This window comes from Sphingomonas sp. Leaf407 (genome assembly GCF_001425385.1).
Lineage (GTDB): Bacteria > Pseudomonadota > Alphaproteobacteria > Sphingomonadales > Sphingomonadaceae > Sphingomonas.
On record NZ_LMQO01000002.1, the window covers coordinates 366,499 to 384,887 of the forward strand.

The window sequence follows — 18,389 nt, forward strand, 5'->3', positions numbered from 1 at the left end:
CGAGATGCGCGTTGACCGATAACAAAACCTCCACTTCCAAGATCAGCCCCAAGCTGATCGAAACCGTCGCGGTCGAACTGGACGCGGTGCTGGGCCAGGCCGGCATGACTGTCGGCGAATTGACCGCGTTGAAGGCGGGCGGCGTCGTCGCGCTCGACGCGCCGCTTAACCGGCAGGTCGAACTGCGGCTGAACGGCGTCGCCGTCGCGCGCGGCGAGCTGGTCGCGGTCGACGACCGGTTCGGCGTGCGGATCGAGGATATTGTGGCATGGCCGGCCTGATGCTGCTCGCCGCCGGGGCGGCGAGCGCACCGCGACTGGCGGGTGGCGGCGCGCTCGACATTTCGCTGACCCGCATCGTCGCGGCACTGGTGCTGTGCCTGATGGCGGCCGCGCTGGCGGCGATCCTGCTCAAGCGTGGCGGGGGACGGATCGACCTGTCGCGGCTGGGCATGCTGCGACGGACGGTGCGCGAACGGCGGATCGCGGTGATCGAAAGTCGCCGGATCAGCCCGCATGCCGACCTGTGCCTGCTGCGCTGCGACGGCGACGAATATCTGATCCTGTCGTCGGCCACCGGGCAACAGATCGTCCGCGCCCGGCCGGTCGGCGAGGGCGCGGCATGACCATTGCTCCGCTGCTCGACGGTGCGATCGGCAGCGATGTCGTGCGCACCGCCCTCATCCTGACGCTGCTGGCGGTGGTGCCGGCAGCGATCATCAGCATGACCAGTTTCGTGCGTACCGTCATCGTGCTGTCGATGGTGCGCCATGCGTTCGGCATGCCCGAAACGCCGCCCAACCCAGTGCTCGTCGCGCTGGCGCTGTTCCTGACCGCGTTCACGATGGCGCCGACGTTCGAGCGGATCAACGCCGACGCACTGCAACCGCTGATCGCCGAACGGATCGGCGTGGAGCAGGCGATGACCGCCGGCACCGCGCCGCTGCGCCGGTTCATGCTGGCGCAGACCCGCGACGCCGATCTGGAGGCGATCTACGCGATCAGCAAGACGCCGCTGCCCGCGCGCGCCGAGGATGTCGAGACGCTGAAGCTCGCCCCCGCGTTCATCCTCAACGAACTGCGCGTGTCGTTCACCATCGGCTTCGTCATCCTGTTGCCGTTCCTGCTGATCGATCTGGTCGTCGCCAGCATCCTGCTGGCGCTGGGCATGATGATGGTGCCGCCCGCCACCATCTCGCTGCCGATCAAGATATTGATGTTCGTGCTGATCGACGGTTGGGGGCTGGTGTTGCAGGGGGTGCTCGGCAGTTTCCGATGAAGGCACGTTCGGGTCTCGACATGCTGCTGGTGCCGCCGCGGGTCGAGGCGTCGCTGTGGCGCCGGCTGCGGCAGAACCGCGAATGGCGCTGTCGTGAGGCGCTGTTCGAGCGATACCGCGCGCTGGCGCGCGGCATCGCCCGGCGGCAGCTCCATCGCCGGCCGCGCCACGGCACCGAACTCGGCGATCTGGAGCATTTCGCCTATGCCGGGCTGCTTCAGGCGATCGACCGCTATGATCCGTGGCGCGACGTGCCGTTCGGGGCCTATGCCCGGCGGCGGATCGTCGGATCGATCGCCGACGGCGCAGCGCGGATGAACGAAACCGACGCCTGCTACCGCGAACGGCGGCGGCAGGAGGTGGAGCGCGGCGGATCGCTCGTTGAGGACAGTGACGCGGCCGATCCGGTCGCCGCGCTCGGCGCGCTGGCGGCCGGCCTCGCGATCGGGCTGATGCTCGAACAGACGACGCTCGTGGTGGTGGGGGAGGGGGTAGACCCCCGGCCCGATGCGTATCAGTCGCTGGCATGGCGCGAACGCAGCGCGCTGCTGGGGCTGGCGATCAACGATCTGCCCGAACGCGAGGCGACGATCATCCGCCAGCATTATGGCGCGGGGGTGAGTTTCACCCATCTCGCCCAATTGCTAGGCCTGTCGAAAGGGCGGGTATCGCAACTGCACGCCGCAGCCCTCGCCCGGTTGCGGCGACGGCTGCACGACACCTAGAGCGGCTTTCGACCATGTTGCACCATCGTCATCGCCCTGGCGGGCGACCGCTGACGCGGCGGGCCGCTTTTGATCCGTGGCGGCGTTGCCCGTCGGTTACGATGCTTTGGCATCGCGCCCCCCTCGCGACTTGCCACGAACCGAAATCGTCGCCGTGCCAATGATCCAACATGATCGAAAACCGCTTCAAGGAGAAACAATGACCGAGTGTAGCGACGAGGATATGGGGCGGCTGATCGCGGCCGCGCAGGACGGCGGTGGTGACGCGCTTACGATCGCCGACCGGCTGATCGGCGAGTATCCGGGCGATGCGCGGCTGCATTTCCTGCGCGGGTCGTTCCTCGCCGCCGCCAACCGCCCGATCGAGGCGCATGCGGCGCTGGCGCAGGCGGTGGCGCTCGCCCCCGACTTCGCGCTGGCCCGGTTTCAACTGGGGCTGTTCGAACTGACGTCGGGGGAGGCGGCGCGGGCGATGGCAACATGGCAGCCGCTTGGGTCTTTGCCGGAAACGCACTATCTGACGCGGTTCGTCGCCGGGCTGACCCACCTGATCCACGATCGCTTCGCCGATGCGCGCGAGGCGTTGCTGGCGGGGATTGCCGTCAACGACGAGAATCCGCCGCTCAACCGTGACATGCAGTTGATCGTCGACCAATGCGCCGCCCTTCTGCCGACCATCGAAACGCCGGCGCCCGGCGAGGCGGCATCGGCGACGTCGTTCCTGCTCGGCCAGTCGGGCGGGCATGGCACGATGCACTGATGACGCGGGTCACGGGGACCGATCAGGTCCTGCTGCTGCTGCGCGAACGACTGGCGCGGGGCGGCGCGACCAGAGATGCGTCGAGGAGCGGGCCGCTTGCCCGGCGCGAGCGTGCGCCGGTCGCCCGGCTGCGGGCGATGGCCGGCTTCGACGCGCTCGACCCCGACGAGCGCCGCCGGGCGGTGGTGCAGGGGCTGCTGATCGAGGAACTGGGCGAGGCGGTGGCCAATGATGCGGGGTTTCAGGCGATTCTCGGCGACGTGATGCGGATCATCGGTGAGATGCCCGGCGGCCCGGACCTGATCGACCGCGCGGCGACGGCGCTGCGCGGCCGGTAGCTATTGCTGGCGGCTGATCCGCCCGAGCGCGTCGGCGATCGTCCGGCCCCCGGCATCGATCGGCGTCGCCAGCGCGAGCGCCACGATCCGCTCGGCCTGCGCAGCGTCGCCGTCGCTCGCCGCCAGCATCGCCGCGGCGAGCGCGGCGGAAAAGGATTGCCGGTCGAGCCGGACCGCCACTGCGATGCCCGACCGGGCGGCGGCGGTATCGCCCGCCAGCAGGTCGAGCACCGCCATCGAGCCATGCGCCTCGGCAAAATTGTCGTCGATCGTCAGCGCCCGCGCGAAGCGTTCGCGTGCCGCCGCCCGGTCGCCGGCCAGCAGCCATGCCCAGCCGGCCGCGATCCATGACCCGAGATGCTCGCCGAAGATCGTCGCGCCGCGATCCAGATCGGCGGCGGCGGCGGCGAAATCCTGGCGGTGGAGTGCGACGAGGCCCCGGCCGATCCACGCGCGGCCGTTGTCCGGATCGCTCGCCAGCGCGGCATCGAACCGGTGCGCGGCGGTATCGGCGTCCGCCGCATCGAGCGCGAGCACGCCCTGCGTGACCAGCGCGGCGGGATGCGATCCGGCACGCTGCGCCGTCGCGCGAGCCAGCGCCATGTCCTCAAGGTCGATCGCCAGCGTCGAAACATCGGCGTTCAGCCCGATATGATCGGGAAAACGATCGATCGCGGCGCGGGCGGCGGCCTCGGCGGCGTCGAGGTCGCCGTGCTGGTGGAGCAGGCCGACGTGCAATTGCGCCGCCTGCGGGATCTCCGCGACCACCGCGTCGTCGAGCAACGACAGCGCGGCGTCGGGACGCCCGGCCATCGCGTGCGACCATGCCAAATTGAAGCGGATCGCCGGTGCGTCGACGCCGAGGTCGAGCAACCGGGCGAACGTGTCGCACGCCGCGTCCCAGTCTTGCCGCGTCATCGCCAGCAACCCGCGCAAATGGGTCATCGTCGGGCCGGGGCCAGCCAGCGCGTCGTGCCGGTCGGCGAGCGTTTCGGCCATGTCCCATTCGCCGGCGGCGAGGGCGGCCTGCGCGGTGTCGGCGAGCAGCGCGATATTGTCGGGATCGGTCGCGAGATAGGCGGCGAGCCGCGCATGGGCTTCGGCGGGCGTGGTCATGGGATCAACCCTGCGGTTCGAGGCGGACGATGTCGAAGGATTTGAGCGTGATCCGCATCGGGATCTCCCCCACCGACAGGATCGACAGATTGGGCAGGCTCCGCCGGGTGAGCGTGCGCAGATGGCGGCGCAGTTCCGCGCCGCACAGCAGCACCGGCGCGCGGCCTTCGCGGAACATCGCTTCGGTCAGCGGCACCAGCTTGCGCAGCAGTTGCTCGGCGAGGCGCGGATCGAACGCCATCGCCGTGCCGCCGCCGGCCGAGCCGAGGTTGGCGGACAATTGGTTTTCCAGCCGGGGATCGAGGCTCAGCACCGCCAGATCGGCGTGGCGGCCGCGCAGCTTGTGGCAGATCGCATAGGCGAGGCGCTGGCGCACCGCTTCGGTCAGCTCGATCGGGTCTTTCTGCGTTCGCGCCAGATCGACCAGATGCTCGACGATCAGGTCGAGATTGGCGATCGACACCCCTTCGGACAGCAAATTCTGCAACACCCGCTGGATGTCGGAGACGGAGAGGATCTGCGGCACCAGTTCCTCGACCAGTCCGGGCTGCCGTTTGCGCACGCCGTCGAGCAGTGCGACGACGGTGGCGCGGGTCAGCAGCGTCGCGACTTCCCCCCGGACGATCTCGCCGAAATGGGTGGTGAGCACCGTCAGCGGATCTATGATCGTGCAGCCGCTGGCGCGGGCGGCATCGGCGGCGGCGGGGGCGATCCACCATGCGGGCAGACCGAAGGCGGGGTCGACCGTCTCGATCCCGTCGAGCGCGGGACGCTGGCCGTTGGCGGGAACCGCCAGCACGCGATCGGGATGGATGTCGGCGGCGCCGTGGCGCGCGCCGAACAGGCGGATTTCATACTGATCGTCGCCCAGCCCCTCGCCATCCTCCAGCCGGACGGCGGGGAAGGCGATGCCGAACTGGTCCTCCTGCACCCGACGCAATCCGGCGATCCGGTCCATCAGCAGCGCGGCGTCGCCGGTCCAAGTGGCGGACAGGCGGCTGCCCAGCCGGATTTCGATCGGTGGCATGTTGCCGGTGTCGGCGGCGACCTCCTCGTCGAGCGGTGTGCCGACCGCTTGCCGGCGGGCGCGGCGGATGCGCCACCATGCGCTGCCGGCGAGGAGGGCGATGACCACGATCGGCCATTTGGGCATGCCGGGCAGCAGGAGCAGCGCCAGCAGGACGATCGCGACGATTACCGGGATGCGCGGCACCGATCCCAACTGGCGGAACACTTCGGTCGACAGTTCGCGGTCCGACGCGGAGCGGGTGACGATGATGCCGGTCGCGATCGAGATGATGAGGGCGGGCAACTGCGTGGCGATGCCGTCGCCGATGGTCAGCAGCGTGAAATGCTGGAGCGCTTCGGACCATGGCATGTCCATCTGCGTCACGCCGACGATCCAGCCGGCAATGATGTTGATGAGCAGGATGATGATCCCGGCGATCGCGTCGCCCTTCACGAACTTGCTGGCGCCGTCCATCGCGCCATAGAAAGAGGCTTCCTTCTCCAGCCCCTTGCGCCGCGCCACCGCCTCGTCGCGGTCGATCAGGCCCATGTTGAGGTCGGCGTCGATGCTCATCTGTTGCCCCGGCATCGAATCGAGCGTGAAGCGCGCGGCGACTTCGGACACGCGCTGCGCGCCGCTGGTGACGACGACGTACTGGACGACGACGAGGATCGAGAAGACGACCAGCCCAATGACGAAATTGCCACGCACCGCGAATGCGCCGATCGATCCGATCACCTCCCCCGCGTCGCCGCCGGTCAGGATCAGCCGCGTCGCCGCGACGTTGAGCGACAGGCGATACAGCGTCGCGACCAGCAGCAGCGAGGGGAAGGTGGAGAATTCCACCGGCTTGGCGACGTAGAAGGTCAGCAGCATGATCGTCAGCCCCAGCCCGAAATTGGCGATGATCGCCAGATCGAGCAGCGCGGGCGGGATCGGCGCGAACAGGATGACGAGGATGCCGATCGTCGCGACGACGAGGGTCAGGTCCTTGTTGCCCTTGGGCAGCGTGGGCAACGCCGGAGTGGCGGTGGGCATGGGGGTCAGGTCCGTTGTAGCGCGATATAGAGGGCGGCGACGGCTTCGAACCGGTCGGGCGGGATGGTCGCGCCGATCGCGCAGTCGCGGAACAGCGCGCGGGCGAGCGGCGGATCGGGAAAGATGCGCAACCCCCGCCACCCCGCTTCCTCGCGCAGCCGCAGCGCATAGGCGTTGCGGCCCTTGGCGCTGACCTGCGGTGCGATCATGCCGGCGGGATCATAGCGTAGCGCGACCGCGAAATGCTCGGGGTTCACGACCAGCAGGTCGGCCCCGACCAGCGTGCCCTTGCCCGCTTGGGTCATTTCGCGGTGCAGTTGCTTGCGGCGTTGCTTGATGCGGGGTTCGCCCTCGCGTTCGCGCGATTCGCGCGTCACGTCGCGGCGGCTCATCCGCATCTGCTTGGTGAACTCCCGGCGGACGAGCAACTGGTCGAGGATCGCGAAGCCGACCCCGACCAGCAGGAAGAAAAAGACCAGTCGCAGCCCGGCCGCGCGCAGCAACCCGGCGATCCGTTCGCCGTCCCCCGCCGCCTCGGCCTGCGTTGCGACCGCGCCACGCACCACCAGCCAGGTGACGGTGGCATAGGCGGCGAACTTGGCGATGCTCTTCAGCGTCTCTTTCAACAGGCGGAGCGAAAACAGCCGTTTCAGACCCTTTGCCGGGTTCAGCCGCGACCAGTCGGGTTTGAGCGGATGGAGCGTGAACAGGAACCCGCGCAACTGGATCAGTTCGAGCAGCACGACGATCGCGACCAGCGTGCCGCCGAGCAGCATCAGCGGCGACAGGATCGTGCCATAGAGCTGGCCGAGCAGTCCGGCCGCCCCGGTGGGTTCGTCGGCGATCGCGAACCCGCTCGACAAGGCGGTCCGCATCGCCTGCGCCAGCGTCGCGATCAGCGCAGGGCCGGCGATGAGGACGAAAGCGGCGAGCGTGACCAGCGTCGCGAGATAGCCCAGCTCGATGCTGCGCGCGACCTGTCCCTTCTCGCGCGCCTTTTGCAGTTTGAACGGGGTGGGCGCCTCGCTGCGATTCTGTTCGGACCCCTCGGCCATCAGGCGATCGCCGCCATCGTGTCGAGCGCATAGGCGATCAGCGTCGCGAACAGCGATCCCGACAAGGCCAGCGCGATCGGCAGCATGATGAGGGTCGCCAGCGTCTTGACCTGAAAGCCGAGCAGCAGGACGTTCATCTGTGGCAGGGTGCGCGACATCAGCGCGATGGCGAGGTCGAGCAGGAACAGCACCAGCAACACCAGCCCCGCCAGCCCGAAGGCGAGCAGGAACACCGCCGAGACATAGCCGATCAGCACGTCGCTGCGCGCCATGTCGAACGCGCTGCCGAGCGGCGCGCGTTCGAGCGACGCCGCCCAGATCGCCAGCAGCCGCGCCGGGCCATCGGTGGCGAAGAATACCGCCCCCCCGGCATAGGCGAGGACGGTGCCGATCAGCGGCAACTGGCTGCGCAGCGACGGATCGACCAGCACGGCAAGGCCATAGCCCGCCTGTATATCGATCGTCCGTCCGGCCACGAGTAGTGCTGCAAACGCCAGTTGCAGCGCAAGCGCCAGCGCGATGCCGAGCAGCAGTTCGCCCGCCGCCACTGCCGGAAGCGCGGCTTGCCAGCCGGGCGCGCGCCACGTTGCCTGCGGGTTGCCCGCGACCAGCCATGTCGCGAGCGCCACGGCCAGCAGCACGCGCACGATCGCGGGAATACGGATCAGCGTGAACGGCTGGGCAAAGGCGAGCGTCGGCGCGATGCGCAGCGACACCAGCAGCGTCGCCACCGCCTGAAGCACGAAGCCGTTCATCCGACCAGTGCCGGAATGGCGAGATAGAGGCCGCGCGCGAAATCGGTCACGCGGGTCATCATCCACGGACCGAGCACGATGACGAGCCCCGCCGCGACCAGCAGCTTGGGCACGTAGCTGAGCGTCGCTTCCTGAATCTGCGTCGCGACCTGAAACACGCTGATGACGAGCCCGATCGCGAGGGTGGCGAGCAGGATGGGCGCGGTGACGATCAGTCCCTGCCACAGCATGTCGTCCAGCAGATTGAGCGCCCGGTCGGCTTCCATCCCAGTCCCCGTCATTCCCGTCGGCGGCCATAGGCGCAGGCGGGAGGCGGGGCATTGCCAACTGCCACCATTTTCGATCGAACGGCCGCTAAACTTCTCCGCTTTGCCCGCGACTGGGGAATGGCGACACCGGCATGGGAGCGGTGTCGACTTGGGCGGGGACAAGGGCGATGGTTGCGATCTTTACCGGGGCGGGCACGGGTTTCGAGCGCGGTTCGGGCAATGTGCTGGGGGCGGGCGGCACCGCCGGCAATGCCGGCACGGGGCGGAATGGCGAGCAGGTGATGCTCAACGCCGCCAACGGCAATCTGGTGGTCAGCCAGCGCGACGAATTCCTCGTCGGGCGCGGTCCCGACGCGGCGATCCTACGCACCTACAACAGCCATGGCGACTGGGTCGACGACAACAGCGACAACTGGCGGATGAGCAACCAGCGCCGGATCCATACGCTGACCGGTAGCGTGAACACCGCCGGCAGCACGGTGAAGCGCACCGGTGCCGACGGGTCGGTCACGACCTTCACATGGAGCACCGCCGAGAGCGCCTATGTCTCGACCGAGGGGAGCGGGGCATTCGACCAGATCCGCTTCGATCAGCAGTGGCGCTGGACCGATGGCGATACCCGGATCGTCGAAACCTATGCCGGTCCCGACAACCAGATCAGCGAGATCGCCGATCCCAGCGGCAACAGGATCACCTTCTCCTATTCTGGCCTCAAGCTGACGCGGACTAGGACCGAGGATGGCGGGACGATCGATTACGAGTGGTCGGGCAACAACATCGTCAAGATCACGACCGGCTACCGCGACGTGGCGACCGGCCTGACTGCCTCCGCCGTACGCACCCGTTATGGATATGATTCGCTCAACCGGTTGCAGACGGTCGAGGTCGATCTCAGCCCCGACGATAAGCTGACCGGCGACGGCAATACCTATGTCACGACCTATGCCTATCACGGCAACACCCGCAATCTGGCGGCGATCACCCAGTCGGACGGATTGTGGACCGCGTTCGATTACGACGCGGCGAGCCGGGTCAACCGCATTACCCAGGCGGTAACGGGCACGACCAACCGCGTCACGACGATCGCCTATGACAGCGGCGCGACGACCGTTACCGATCCCGCCGGACAGGCGACCAAGTTCGAATATAACGCTGACGGATCGCTCCGCACGCTGATCGCGCCGCCGGCCAGCGCCGGCGAGGCGCAGCAGATCACGCGGTTCAGCTATACCGCGAGCGGCGACGTCGCGAGCGTCACCGATCCGGCGGGGCGCACCACGCGCCACGTCTATGACACGCGCGGTAATGCGGTCGCCACGCTGGAACCCGATGGCGGCGTGGTCGTGCGGACGTTCAACGCCGACAATCAGGTGCTGACCGAAGCGCGCGACGCCAATCGGGTGCCCAATGCCGCCGTCTCCTTCTCGTCGGAGGGATGGTATTATCCTTATGATCCGCACAAGATCGCCAACGGTCCGATCCAGACCGGCAACTGGCAGAACAAGAACTTCATCCGCGGGCATTACAAGGCCACCGCGGCGGGACAGGTCATCTCGATCGGATCGAGCAACTTTGCGGTCCAAGGGGGCGAGCGGCTGTTCGTCGGCACCGGCCTGGAGGCATGGACGCCGATCAGCAGCCAGACGCTGAAGGTATGGTGGTCGGACAGCAGCGGCGCCGTGATCGGTGGGACCGACATCGCCTCGGTCAACGGACCGCAGTATTACGATACCAAGGTTTCGGCGTTCATCGACGTACCGGCCAACGCCGTGAAGGGGCGTATCGAACTCTATGGCTGGTCGGCCGGTGCCGGCGACGGGCATATGCTGCTCGTCGAGCCGACCGTCGTCCGCGTTCCGGTCGGGACGACCCAGGCACCGGCGTTCGGCGCCTATGCCGCCGACAGCGGTCCTTCGGTCAACCGCTACGTCTATGATTCGGCCAAGCGGCTGGCCTACGTCATCGACGGCGAGGGCGGCGTCACCGAGCATGTCTACAACGGCTTCGGTCAGGTCGGATGGACCGCGACCATGACCAACAAGTGGGTCGACAACGGATGGTTCGGGCCGACCGGTACGCCGAGCCTGACCGACATGCAGAACTGGATGAACGCGCAGGATCGGAGCGGCGCGATGGTCGTCGCCTATACCTATGATGCGCAGGGCAATCTGAACTCGGAAGTCCGGTACGGCACGACCGGATCGAACGGCTACGGTAGCGGCGCGGACGGCTACAGCTACACCACTTTCCAGTACGATCGCGCCGGCCAGTTGATCGGCCGGGTGAACGGGCGCGGCTGGCTTCAGGAGGCGCAGGAAGGACGGCTGGGACGCTTTTTGCAGGAAGCGGGCATCCGCACCGGCGGGCAGACGCTGAGCAAGCGCTACACGCTCAACCCGGCAAGCGCACGGACCGCGATAGATGCCGATCTCATCAAGCTCGACAGTTGGGACGGCGAGCAGATGACGGTGTATCTGAACGGCACGGCCGCCTTCTCGTTCGTGCCGGAAACGGCTTTGGGAACCGGCGTCGATGCATTGTCGGGGCAGTTATCGGTCGGCGGCGTGACTGGCACCTGGTCGATCACTTCGCCCGGGCAGGATCTGCATGTCGCCGGTGCGGGGAACTTCAGCGATCGGGTCTATCGTCTGCATCTTGACCTGCGCGGAGCCGGGGCGGCGATCACGCTGGGCCTCGGCGCGACGCTCGATCAGGAGCGGGCGGATGAATCCTTCGGTATCGACAATATCGTCGTCACGCAGGACGGAGCGTTCGACGATTTCGAGAACGGGTCGCCCGCCGGTTGGACGCTGAACGGATCGCCCGCGCCGATCCTGCCGGTGCAGCGCGGGCAAAGCTCGGGAATGAGCGCGTCGCTGGGACTGATCGGCGGCAGCGGCGGGGCGGAAGCGCTGTCCAAGACCTATGGCCTGAACGCCGGACAGCCCAAGGCGAATGTCGATTTCGACTTCACCAAGACCGATAGTTGGGACGGTGAGAAGCTGTCGGTATTCCTCAACGGCACGCGGATGTTCGATTTCGTGCCCCGCGCCTATTGGGGGCCGGGTGCCAACATGGCGAACGGCAGCTTTGATGTCGGCGGCCTGCGCGGCACCTATCGCATCACGCCGCTGGGCGAGGAGCGTTTCGTCACCACCGCGCCCGACTGGGAGGAACTGAGCTACCACGTCCAGATCGAGGTCGAGGGGACCGGCGGTTCGTTGCGGGTCGGCTTCGGCGCGACGCTCGACGAGGCGGTGTCGAACGAAGCCTATACGATCGACAGCGTCCGCGTGGGCCAGCCCGCGCAGGTCGACACCTTCACCGGCGACAGCCTGTCAGGCTGGGGTTCGCCCAGCGGTGCGCCGATCCTGGTCGGCAGCGGGGCGGGCGATCCGACCGTCCTGCCGGCGCAGGAAAGCTTCGTGTACGACGGTCTGGGGCGGTTGATCGCCTCGACCGACGCGAGCGGGGCGACGACGCGGATCGTGTTCGACGATCGCAATTCGCGCACGATCATGGCGGTGGCGACCGGGCTGACCACCGTGTCGACCTACAACCGTGCCGGCGAACTGATCGCCAGCAACCGGTCGGGCAGCTTCATGACGAGCGGCGCCGAGACGTTCGTGTACGACACGCTCGGCCGCCCGCGCATGCGCGTCGATGCGTCGGGCAACGCCAGCTACTGGCTGTACGATGCCGCCGGCCGCAAGGTCGCCGACATCGGCCACGGCGGGCAGATGACCGAATACCGCTACAATATCGCCGGGCAACTGACCGCGACGATCCAGCATGCCTTCACGGTCGGTGCCAATCACCTGAATACGCTGGCGAGCGGTGCCGCGATCGACGTCGGCACGCTGCGGCCGGATCATCATAGCCAGGATGTCATCGTCTGGAATGTCTATGACTCCACCGGTCGGTTGACCGGACGGGTCGACGGGGCCGGCACGGTCGTCGAATATGGTTATGCCGCCAACCAGCAGATCGCGTGGACCCGCGCGTATCGCAACCGGCTGAGCGTGGATACGGTCTGGCCGTTTCGCAACAATCCTCCGACCGGTTTGGTCCGGCCGCCGGTCAGTGCCACCGATTCGGTTTCGCGCAACTTCTATAACCGGGCGGGGCGGCTGATCGGCGCGCTCGACGGCGAGGGGTATCTGACCCGGTACGAATATGATGCCGCCGGGCGCAAGACGCGCGAATTGCGTCCGTCGAAGGTGACGGCGGCCAACCTGCGCCAGTCGGGAAGCTATGCCGAACTGGCGGCGAGCGTCGGCCCCGATGGCCTCGATCACGACGAACGCTACATCTACGACAATCAGGGACTGCTCCGCTTCAGGACGGATGGCGCGGGCCGGCTCACCGAATATCGCTACGACAGCGGCCAGAGCGTTACTTCGCCCAGCGGTCCGGTCCAGACCATCGTGTACGAACGGTCGGTCGGTGCGCTGAACGCCTATGATTTCGTGACGGTGCGCGATGCGATCGCGCAGCAGGGTCTAGGCACCTTGCCGGGCAATCGGACGAGCCATGCCGTGTACGATCGTGCCGGACGGCTCGCCTATACCATCGATGCCGACGGCACCGTTGCCGGCATCGGCTATGACGCGGCCGGACAGCAGGTGCGATCGACGGTGTATGCACAGCGTCGCCCGACCGGATCGTTACCGTCCAAGGCCGAGATGGACCAGTGGGCGCGCGGCAATGCCAATGGCGGCGACCGGACCGTCCGCACGTTGCGCAATGCGGCGGGGCAGGTGCGCTTCACCGTCGATGGCGAAGGCTATGTCACCGGCAATGATTATGACGCCGATGGCCGCGTGCTGCGCACGATGCGCTGGGATACGCAGGTATCGATCGATGACGCCGCAACCGTCGCCACCCTTGCCGCGACGCTCGGCAATCCGGCCACGGCGAACCACTTCGTCTATGACGCGCTCGGCCGGCTGGTCGAGCAGGCCGATGGCGAAGGCAACCGCACCCGCCGCTTCTATGGCGCGACCGGCGTGCTGCAATATGAGATCACGCCCTTCGCGTCGGCCGGTCAGGTCACGACATGGTATGATTACGACGGTGCCGGTCGCGTGCGGCAACGGATCGATGCCGCCGGCAGTAGCGATGCGGCGACGACGCAGTTCGAATATGACGGTCTGGGCAATCTGACCGCCGAAACCGACCCGCTCGGCCGGACGACCCGCCACGAATATGACCGCGCCGGGCGGCGCACCGCGACGGTCGATGCGCTGAACGGGCGAAGCGTCTTCGAATATGACGCCTTCGACAATGTCGTCCGCGCGACCGATGCGCGGGGCAATGCGACGCTGCGCTATTACGACAAGCTCGACCGGGTCGTCGCGGTACGCGACGCCGAGAATTACGTCACCGAAACCAGCTACACCGCCTTTGGCGAAATCGCGCAGGTCACGCGCCGCGCCAGCCGGGCGACCAACGCCGCCTCGCCGGCCGATCGGCCGACCGTCGCCAGCGACGCGCGCGATGCGACGACCCGCTTCCGCTACGACAAGCGCGGGCAGGTGATCGTCACCACCGATGCCGAGGGTTTTTCCGAACATCGCTGGTACGACGGTTTCGGCAATGTCGTGCAAGTGCAGAACAAGGTCGGCGGTATCGTCCGGCGTTCCTATGACCGTCGCGGACTGATGGTCGGGGAAACGACGGCGCATGGATCGAGCGCCCCGGACGGGACGCGCCATGCCGCCGATGTGTCGATCGCCGAACTGGATGTAGCGTTCTATCGCACGACCTATCCCGATCTGGCGGGCGTGGACGACAATGGTCTTCGCGCGCACTGGACGAACCACGGCTGGAAGGAAGGACGCCGCCCCAACGCCTTCTTCGATCCGGCCTATTATCTCAGCACCTATTCCGACGTCGCCGCCGCACAGATCGACCCGCTGAAGCACTATCGCGAATACGGCATGGCGTACGAAGCGCGGCGCGGTGCCGCCGCTGCCTCCACCATGCCGCTCCAGTCGACCGGTGGCACGGTAAGCTGGCTGCAATATGACGCCCGCGGCAATCTGACCCGGCGGATCGAGGCGGCGGGACTTCCCGAGCAGCGCTTCACCACCCTCGTCTACGACAAGGCCGATCGCCTGATCGAGACGCGCGGCGATACGTTCAGCACGGTCGATCCGACCACCTATCATTTCCAGCCGGCGACGGCACCGGTCGAGCGCACGATCTATGACCGACGCGGCAATGCGATCGAACGGATCGACGCGCGCGGCGGGCGTACGCTGGCGTGGTACGACGCGCTGAACCGCAAGATCGCCGAGGCGAACCCGGTCGGCACGCTGTCGACCTGGACCTACGACAAGATGGGCAACGTCATGTCGGCCAAGGTGTATGAAAAGCCGATCGCGCTGCCCGCCGATGCGCGCGGGGTGCCGCCGACACCGGTATCGGGATCGGACGTGCGCGAGACGCGGTTCGAATACGACCCGCTGAACCGGCTGCAATGGCAGGAAATGGTCGGGGTCCGTTGGGGCGCGGGTGGTCCGGGGGCGTATCAGACGGCCATCGGCAATCTCCGCACGACCTATGTGTACGACGCGAACGGCAACGTCCTGTCGTCGACCGACGGCGCGGGGATCACGCTCCATTCGACTTATGACCGGGCGAACCGCAAGCTCCGCCAGGCCGATGGCGAGCGGTTCGTCACCGAATGGCAATATGATGCGGAATCGAACGTGGTGCAGGAGCGGCGCTATGCCACTGCCGCCACGCAGGTCGCGCCGGGCGTCATCACCCCCGCCGCCCAGTCGGGCGACGACCGGGTCACCAGCTTCATCTATGACCGCAACGGCCGGCGTACGAAGGAAACGCGCCACGGCGTCGTCGCCTATGCGACCAATGGCAATGGTGGCATCGTCGAGGTGAGCGCGCGCGACCAGAGCATCCGCTACGACTATACCGCGCTGGGACAGGTCTATGCCAAGACCGAGGCGACCGGCGAGGAAACCCGCTACGCCCATGATATGTCGGGGCGGCTGCGGTATGAATCGCGCGCGGCCTATGCCGACGCCACGGGGCAGACGGTCAATCCGGCGGTAAGCTATTTCTACGACGCGGTCGGCAATCTCGTGCGGACCGAGCAGCACGGCAGCGCGGGCATCAGCGCCCGCGTCACGACCTATGCCTATGGTCCCGGATCGCTGCTGTCATCGATGACCGATGCGGCGGGGGCCACCACCAGCTATTACTACAACGTCGCGGGCGACCTGCTGCGGCAAGCCTATACCCGGACGACGATCGACGCTGCGGGCAGCAGCGACAAGGCCGAGGGCATTTTCTACACCCGCGACATCCTCGGCCGCGTGACCAGCGAGGCCAAGGGGAGCTGGGACGGAACGCAATGGGCGCGCGGCGATACCGTCCGCTCGCGCTACAACGGCTTTGGCGAGGTTGCGGCACGCGGCGTCGGTACGGCGGCAAGCACCAAGTTTCAGGAAAGCTTCCGCTACGATGGCGCCGGGCGACTGGCGGCGAGCAACACCGGCGACGGCGTCTGGCGTTACTATGTCTATGACGCTGCCGGACGTCAGACGCTGACGATCGCCAATCTGACGCGCGAGGACCTGCTCGACAAGACGCAGGACCAGGCGATGGAGGTCGCGCGGGGCGGCAGCAGCACGATCGGCGCGCAGAACGTCGGCGGGCTGCACCTGACGTTCCAGTTCCACGACGCGCGTGGCCTGTTGCTCGGAAGCAGCGAGCCCTTCGCCCAGACCGGGGGGGCAACGAGCGGGCGGTCACGTTCGCTCGGCTATACCGCGTTTGGCGAGGTCGCGTTCGAAACCGACTTCCTCGGCAACCGGACCGACTACGGCTACAATACGATGGGTCGCGTCGCGACCGTGCGGCGGGCGCAGGTCGAAGCGTACGGCGAAGACGGAACGATGGCGCTGGTGCGCCCGCAGGAACGCAACTTCCACGACCGCTCGGGCCGGCTGATCGGCAGCGAGGATGCGCTGGGCCGATGGCAGAGCCGCGAATTGCTGGCGGGGACCGGCTATGCCGGCAGCGAGGCGATCGCGACGCGGACATGGGCGAACGGCCCCGGCCGGGGCGTGCTCGTCCAGCGTTACGACGGGTTCGGCGACCTGCGCAAAAGCATCGACGAACTGAACAACGAAACCGCCATGGACTATGACGCCATGGGCCGGCTCACCGCCGTCTATCGTCCGGGCAACATACGCGAATATTACCGCTACGACCAGCTTGGCCAGCGCATCAAGCACTGGAACGTCGGCTATGGCGAGGACAAGGCCGCCCTTACCCAGTATGATATGCAGGGGCGCACGATCTGGACCCGCGCGATTGGCGGGGCGGGGGCCGATACCGTTTCCACGACGCGGGCATGGGCGGACTCGATCGGCCTCAGCCATTTCGCGCAGCAAGGCGGATGGGCGGAGACGGCGACCTACGCCAACGGCAAGACGACCATCACCCGGACCGACCGCTTCGATCGCACGCTCGAGACGGTCGACATGGGCGGGGGGGCGAACTTGTATGGCTATGACTATGGTGGCCGGCTCACGAGTGAACTCCGCAAGGCGAGTTCCAGCGGGGCGGTGCTGCGCGAAACCATCTACGAAACGCTCAACACCGGCGTCGTCAGCCGCGTGCTTCGCCAAGAGGTTAACATCTACGGCGACCGGTCGGACTCGATGGAGACGACGGCCGGCTACGACCTGAACGGTCGCAAGACCAGTGAGAAATCGTGGCGGTGGGAAGCGGGAACGAAGATCCAGACGCAGAACGCGACCTCGGCCTATGATGCGCTGGGACGCCGGACGAGCTGGATCGAGGCCGGCAGCGGCCGTGATGCTCCGGCGGCATCGATAACGCATCGCTACGACGCGGTCGGCAACATCCGCAGCACGAAAACGGCGTCGAAGGGGCTCAACGATCAGGGAAATGAATATGCGAGCTTCGAAACGAACGAGTGGTTCCGCTACGATCATCGTAACCGGGTAGTTCACAGCAGCAAACGCAATCCCGACGGCACGACGATCCAGGGGAAAAGCGTCGACACGCTGTACAACGACGCCGGGCAACGGGTGACGGCAACCTATGCGATCTGGTTGCCGGCGACGGTCAACAATCCATGGGATTATGATGATCGTCAGTCGAGCATCGAGACTTCGTTCGAGGGGAAGCGTCGGGAAGACTATACCTATACTGCGCAGGGAACCTTGTCCGAAGTTCGGATCGCCGAATCCGGCTATTCCGACAATGGCGACGGCACGGCGACCGGCATCGATCCCACCGCTCCGGGACGTCTGACCGCACGCTATACCTATGACGCACTGGGTCGCATGCGGCGTCAGATCGAATGGTCCGGCGACGGCTCGCAGGTAATCCACGACCGGCAGACGCATTACGATGCGTTCGGCCGTTTCGCCTGGGAAAGCAGCGTCACGCGCGACGTCAGCAATGTCATCCGCCGGACGAACAGCTTCAACAGCTACACGCGCGGCAGCGAATATGCGCTGGGCACGGTCCTGACGCAGTTGGTGAAAACCTACACCATCGCCTCGAACACCGCGAACGCCTCGTCGAGCGAGATCACCGAGGAGGGCAAGTTCGAGTATGAGGCGACGACGCAGAGCTATGTCGGGTGGTACGGCGGTGCGGTGACGACCTCGACGGTCACGAAGCAGAAGGACAAGACTGACCGCACCAGCAGCTATGGCTACGACGTCTCCGGTACGCTGACGTCGGTGGCGATCACCGATGCGCGTTCGCGTACCGTATCCTATCGCAACGATCTCGCCGGACAGGTGCTGGAGCGGCGCGAGCAGGACGGGAACACGGGCAAGGGCGATCCGCGCGCCGTTACCTATCGCTTCGACGGCCAGCAGCAACTGGAGATCGGCAACGACGGCACCGATGCGGTCGATTATCAGACCTCGCTCGACCGGCGGCGGTCCCCAAAGGGACGGCAGAACAAGTGCGGTGGTCTGGGCGTGGTACTCGTCGCGATCACCGCACCACAGAGTCTAACCGGATGAGAA

At 66.9% G+C, this 18,389-nt stretch carries 12 protein-coding genes; 7 read left to right on the forward strand and 5 right to left on the reverse strand.

All coding sequences use genetic code 11. The features are described 5' to 3' along the window. Window positions 1-11: 11 nt before the first annotated feature. The 6 genes from ASG37_RS08070 to ASG37_RS08095 all read left to right on the forward strand — a co-directional run bounded on the left by ASG37_RS08070 (window position 12) and on the right by ASG37_RS08095 (window position 3,101). Window positions 12-281, forward strand: a complete 270-nt coding sequence (locus tag ASG37_RS08070; protein WP_055758005.1) for a FliM/FliN family flagellar motor switch protein — start codon at window positions 12-14, stop codon at window positions 279-281. Beyond that, window positions 269-625 (forward strand): hypothetical protein, encoded by a 357-nt coding sequence (locus ASG37_RS08075; protein ID WP_055758007.1) that lies wholly within the window; start codon window positions 269-271, stop codon window positions 623-625. The genes ASG37_RS08070 and ASG37_RS08075 overlap by 13 nt, the downstream gene beginning before the upstream one ends. Next, window positions 622-1,278, forward strand: a complete 657-nt coding sequence (gene fliP / locus ASG37_RS08080; protein WP_055758010.1) for a flagellar type III secretion system pore protein FliP — start codon at window positions 622-624, stop codon at window positions 1,276-1,278. Before ASG37_RS08075 ends, fliP begins: the two co-directional genes overlap by 4 nt. Continuing rightward, window positions 1,275-2,003, forward strand: coding sequence for a sigma-70 family RNA polymerase sigma factor (locus ASG37_RS08085; protein WP_055758013.1), 729 nt, complete (start codon window positions 1,275-1,277; stop codon window positions 2,001-2,003). Before fliP ends, ASG37_RS08085 begins: the two co-directional genes overlap by 4 nt. Before the next feature lie 199 nt (window positions 2,004-2,202). Continuing rightward, on the forward strand, window positions 2,203-2,763 hold the full coding sequence (locus ASG37_RS08090; protein ID WP_055758016.1) for a hypothetical protein: 561 nt from the start codon (window positions 2,203-2,205) through the stop codon (window positions 2,761-2,763). Continuing rightward, a complete protein-coding gene (locus ASG37_RS08095) occupies window positions 2,763-3,101 on the forward strand; it encodes a hypothetical protein (protein ID WP_055758018.1) in 339 nt (112 codons plus the stop codon). The genes ASG37_RS08090 and ASG37_RS08095 overlap by 1 nt, the downstream gene beginning before the upstream one ends. Here the strand turns inward: ASG37_RS08095 and ASG37_RS08100 are convergent, their stop codons facing one another. The 5 genes from ASG37_RS08100 to fliQ are packed head-to-tail and all read right to left on the reverse strand — an operon-like array spanning window position 3,102 to window position 8,340. Then, window positions 3,102-4,217: a tetratricopeptide repeat protein gene (locus tag ASG37_RS08100; RefSeq protein WP_055758021.1), complete on the reverse strand. Its 1,116-nt coding sequence runs from the start codon at window positions 4,215-4,217 to the stop codon at window positions 3,102-3,104. Between the two features lie 4 nt (window positions 4,218-4,221). Continuing rightward, window positions 4,222-6,264: a flagellar biosynthesis protein FlhA gene (locus ASG37_RS08105; RefSeq protein ID WP_055758023.1), complete on the reverse strand. Its 2,043-nt coding sequence runs from the start codon at window positions 6,262-6,264 to the stop codon at window positions 4,222-4,224. A 5-nt stretch (window positions 6,265-6,269) separates the two neighbouring features. Continuing rightward, window positions 6,270-7,319 carry a flagellar biosynthesis protein FlhB gene (locus ASG37_RS08110; RefSeq protein WP_055758026.1) on the reverse strand — a complete coding sequence of 350 codons (1,050 nt, stop codon included), beginning with the start codon at window positions 7,317-7,319 and terminating at the stop codon, window positions 6,270-6,272. Beyond that, window positions 7,319-8,074, reverse strand: coding sequence for a flagellar biosynthetic protein FliR (locus ASG37_RS08115; RefSeq protein WP_055758029.1), 756 nt, complete (start codon window positions 8,072-8,074; stop codon window positions 7,319-7,321). Before ASG37_RS08115 ends, ASG37_RS08110 begins: the two co-directional genes overlap by 1 nt. Beyond that, complete coding sequence (gene fliQ / locus ASG37_RS08120; RefSeq protein ID WP_055758032.1) at window positions 8,071-8,340, reverse strand: flagellar biosynthesis protein FliQ; 270 nt, start codon at window positions 8,338-8,340, stop codon at window positions 8,071-8,073. Before fliQ ends, ASG37_RS08115 begins: the two co-directional genes overlap by 4 nt. Before the next feature lie 170 nt (window positions 8,341-8,510). Between fliQ and ASG37_RS08125 the strand changes: the two genes are divergently transcribed. Then, complete coding sequence (locus ASG37_RS08125) at window positions 8,511-18,386, forward strand: RHS repeat protein (protein WP_055758036.1); 9,876 nt, start codon at window positions 8,511-8,513, stop codon at window positions 18,384-18,386. Window positions 18,387-18,389 lie beyond the last annotated feature (3 nt).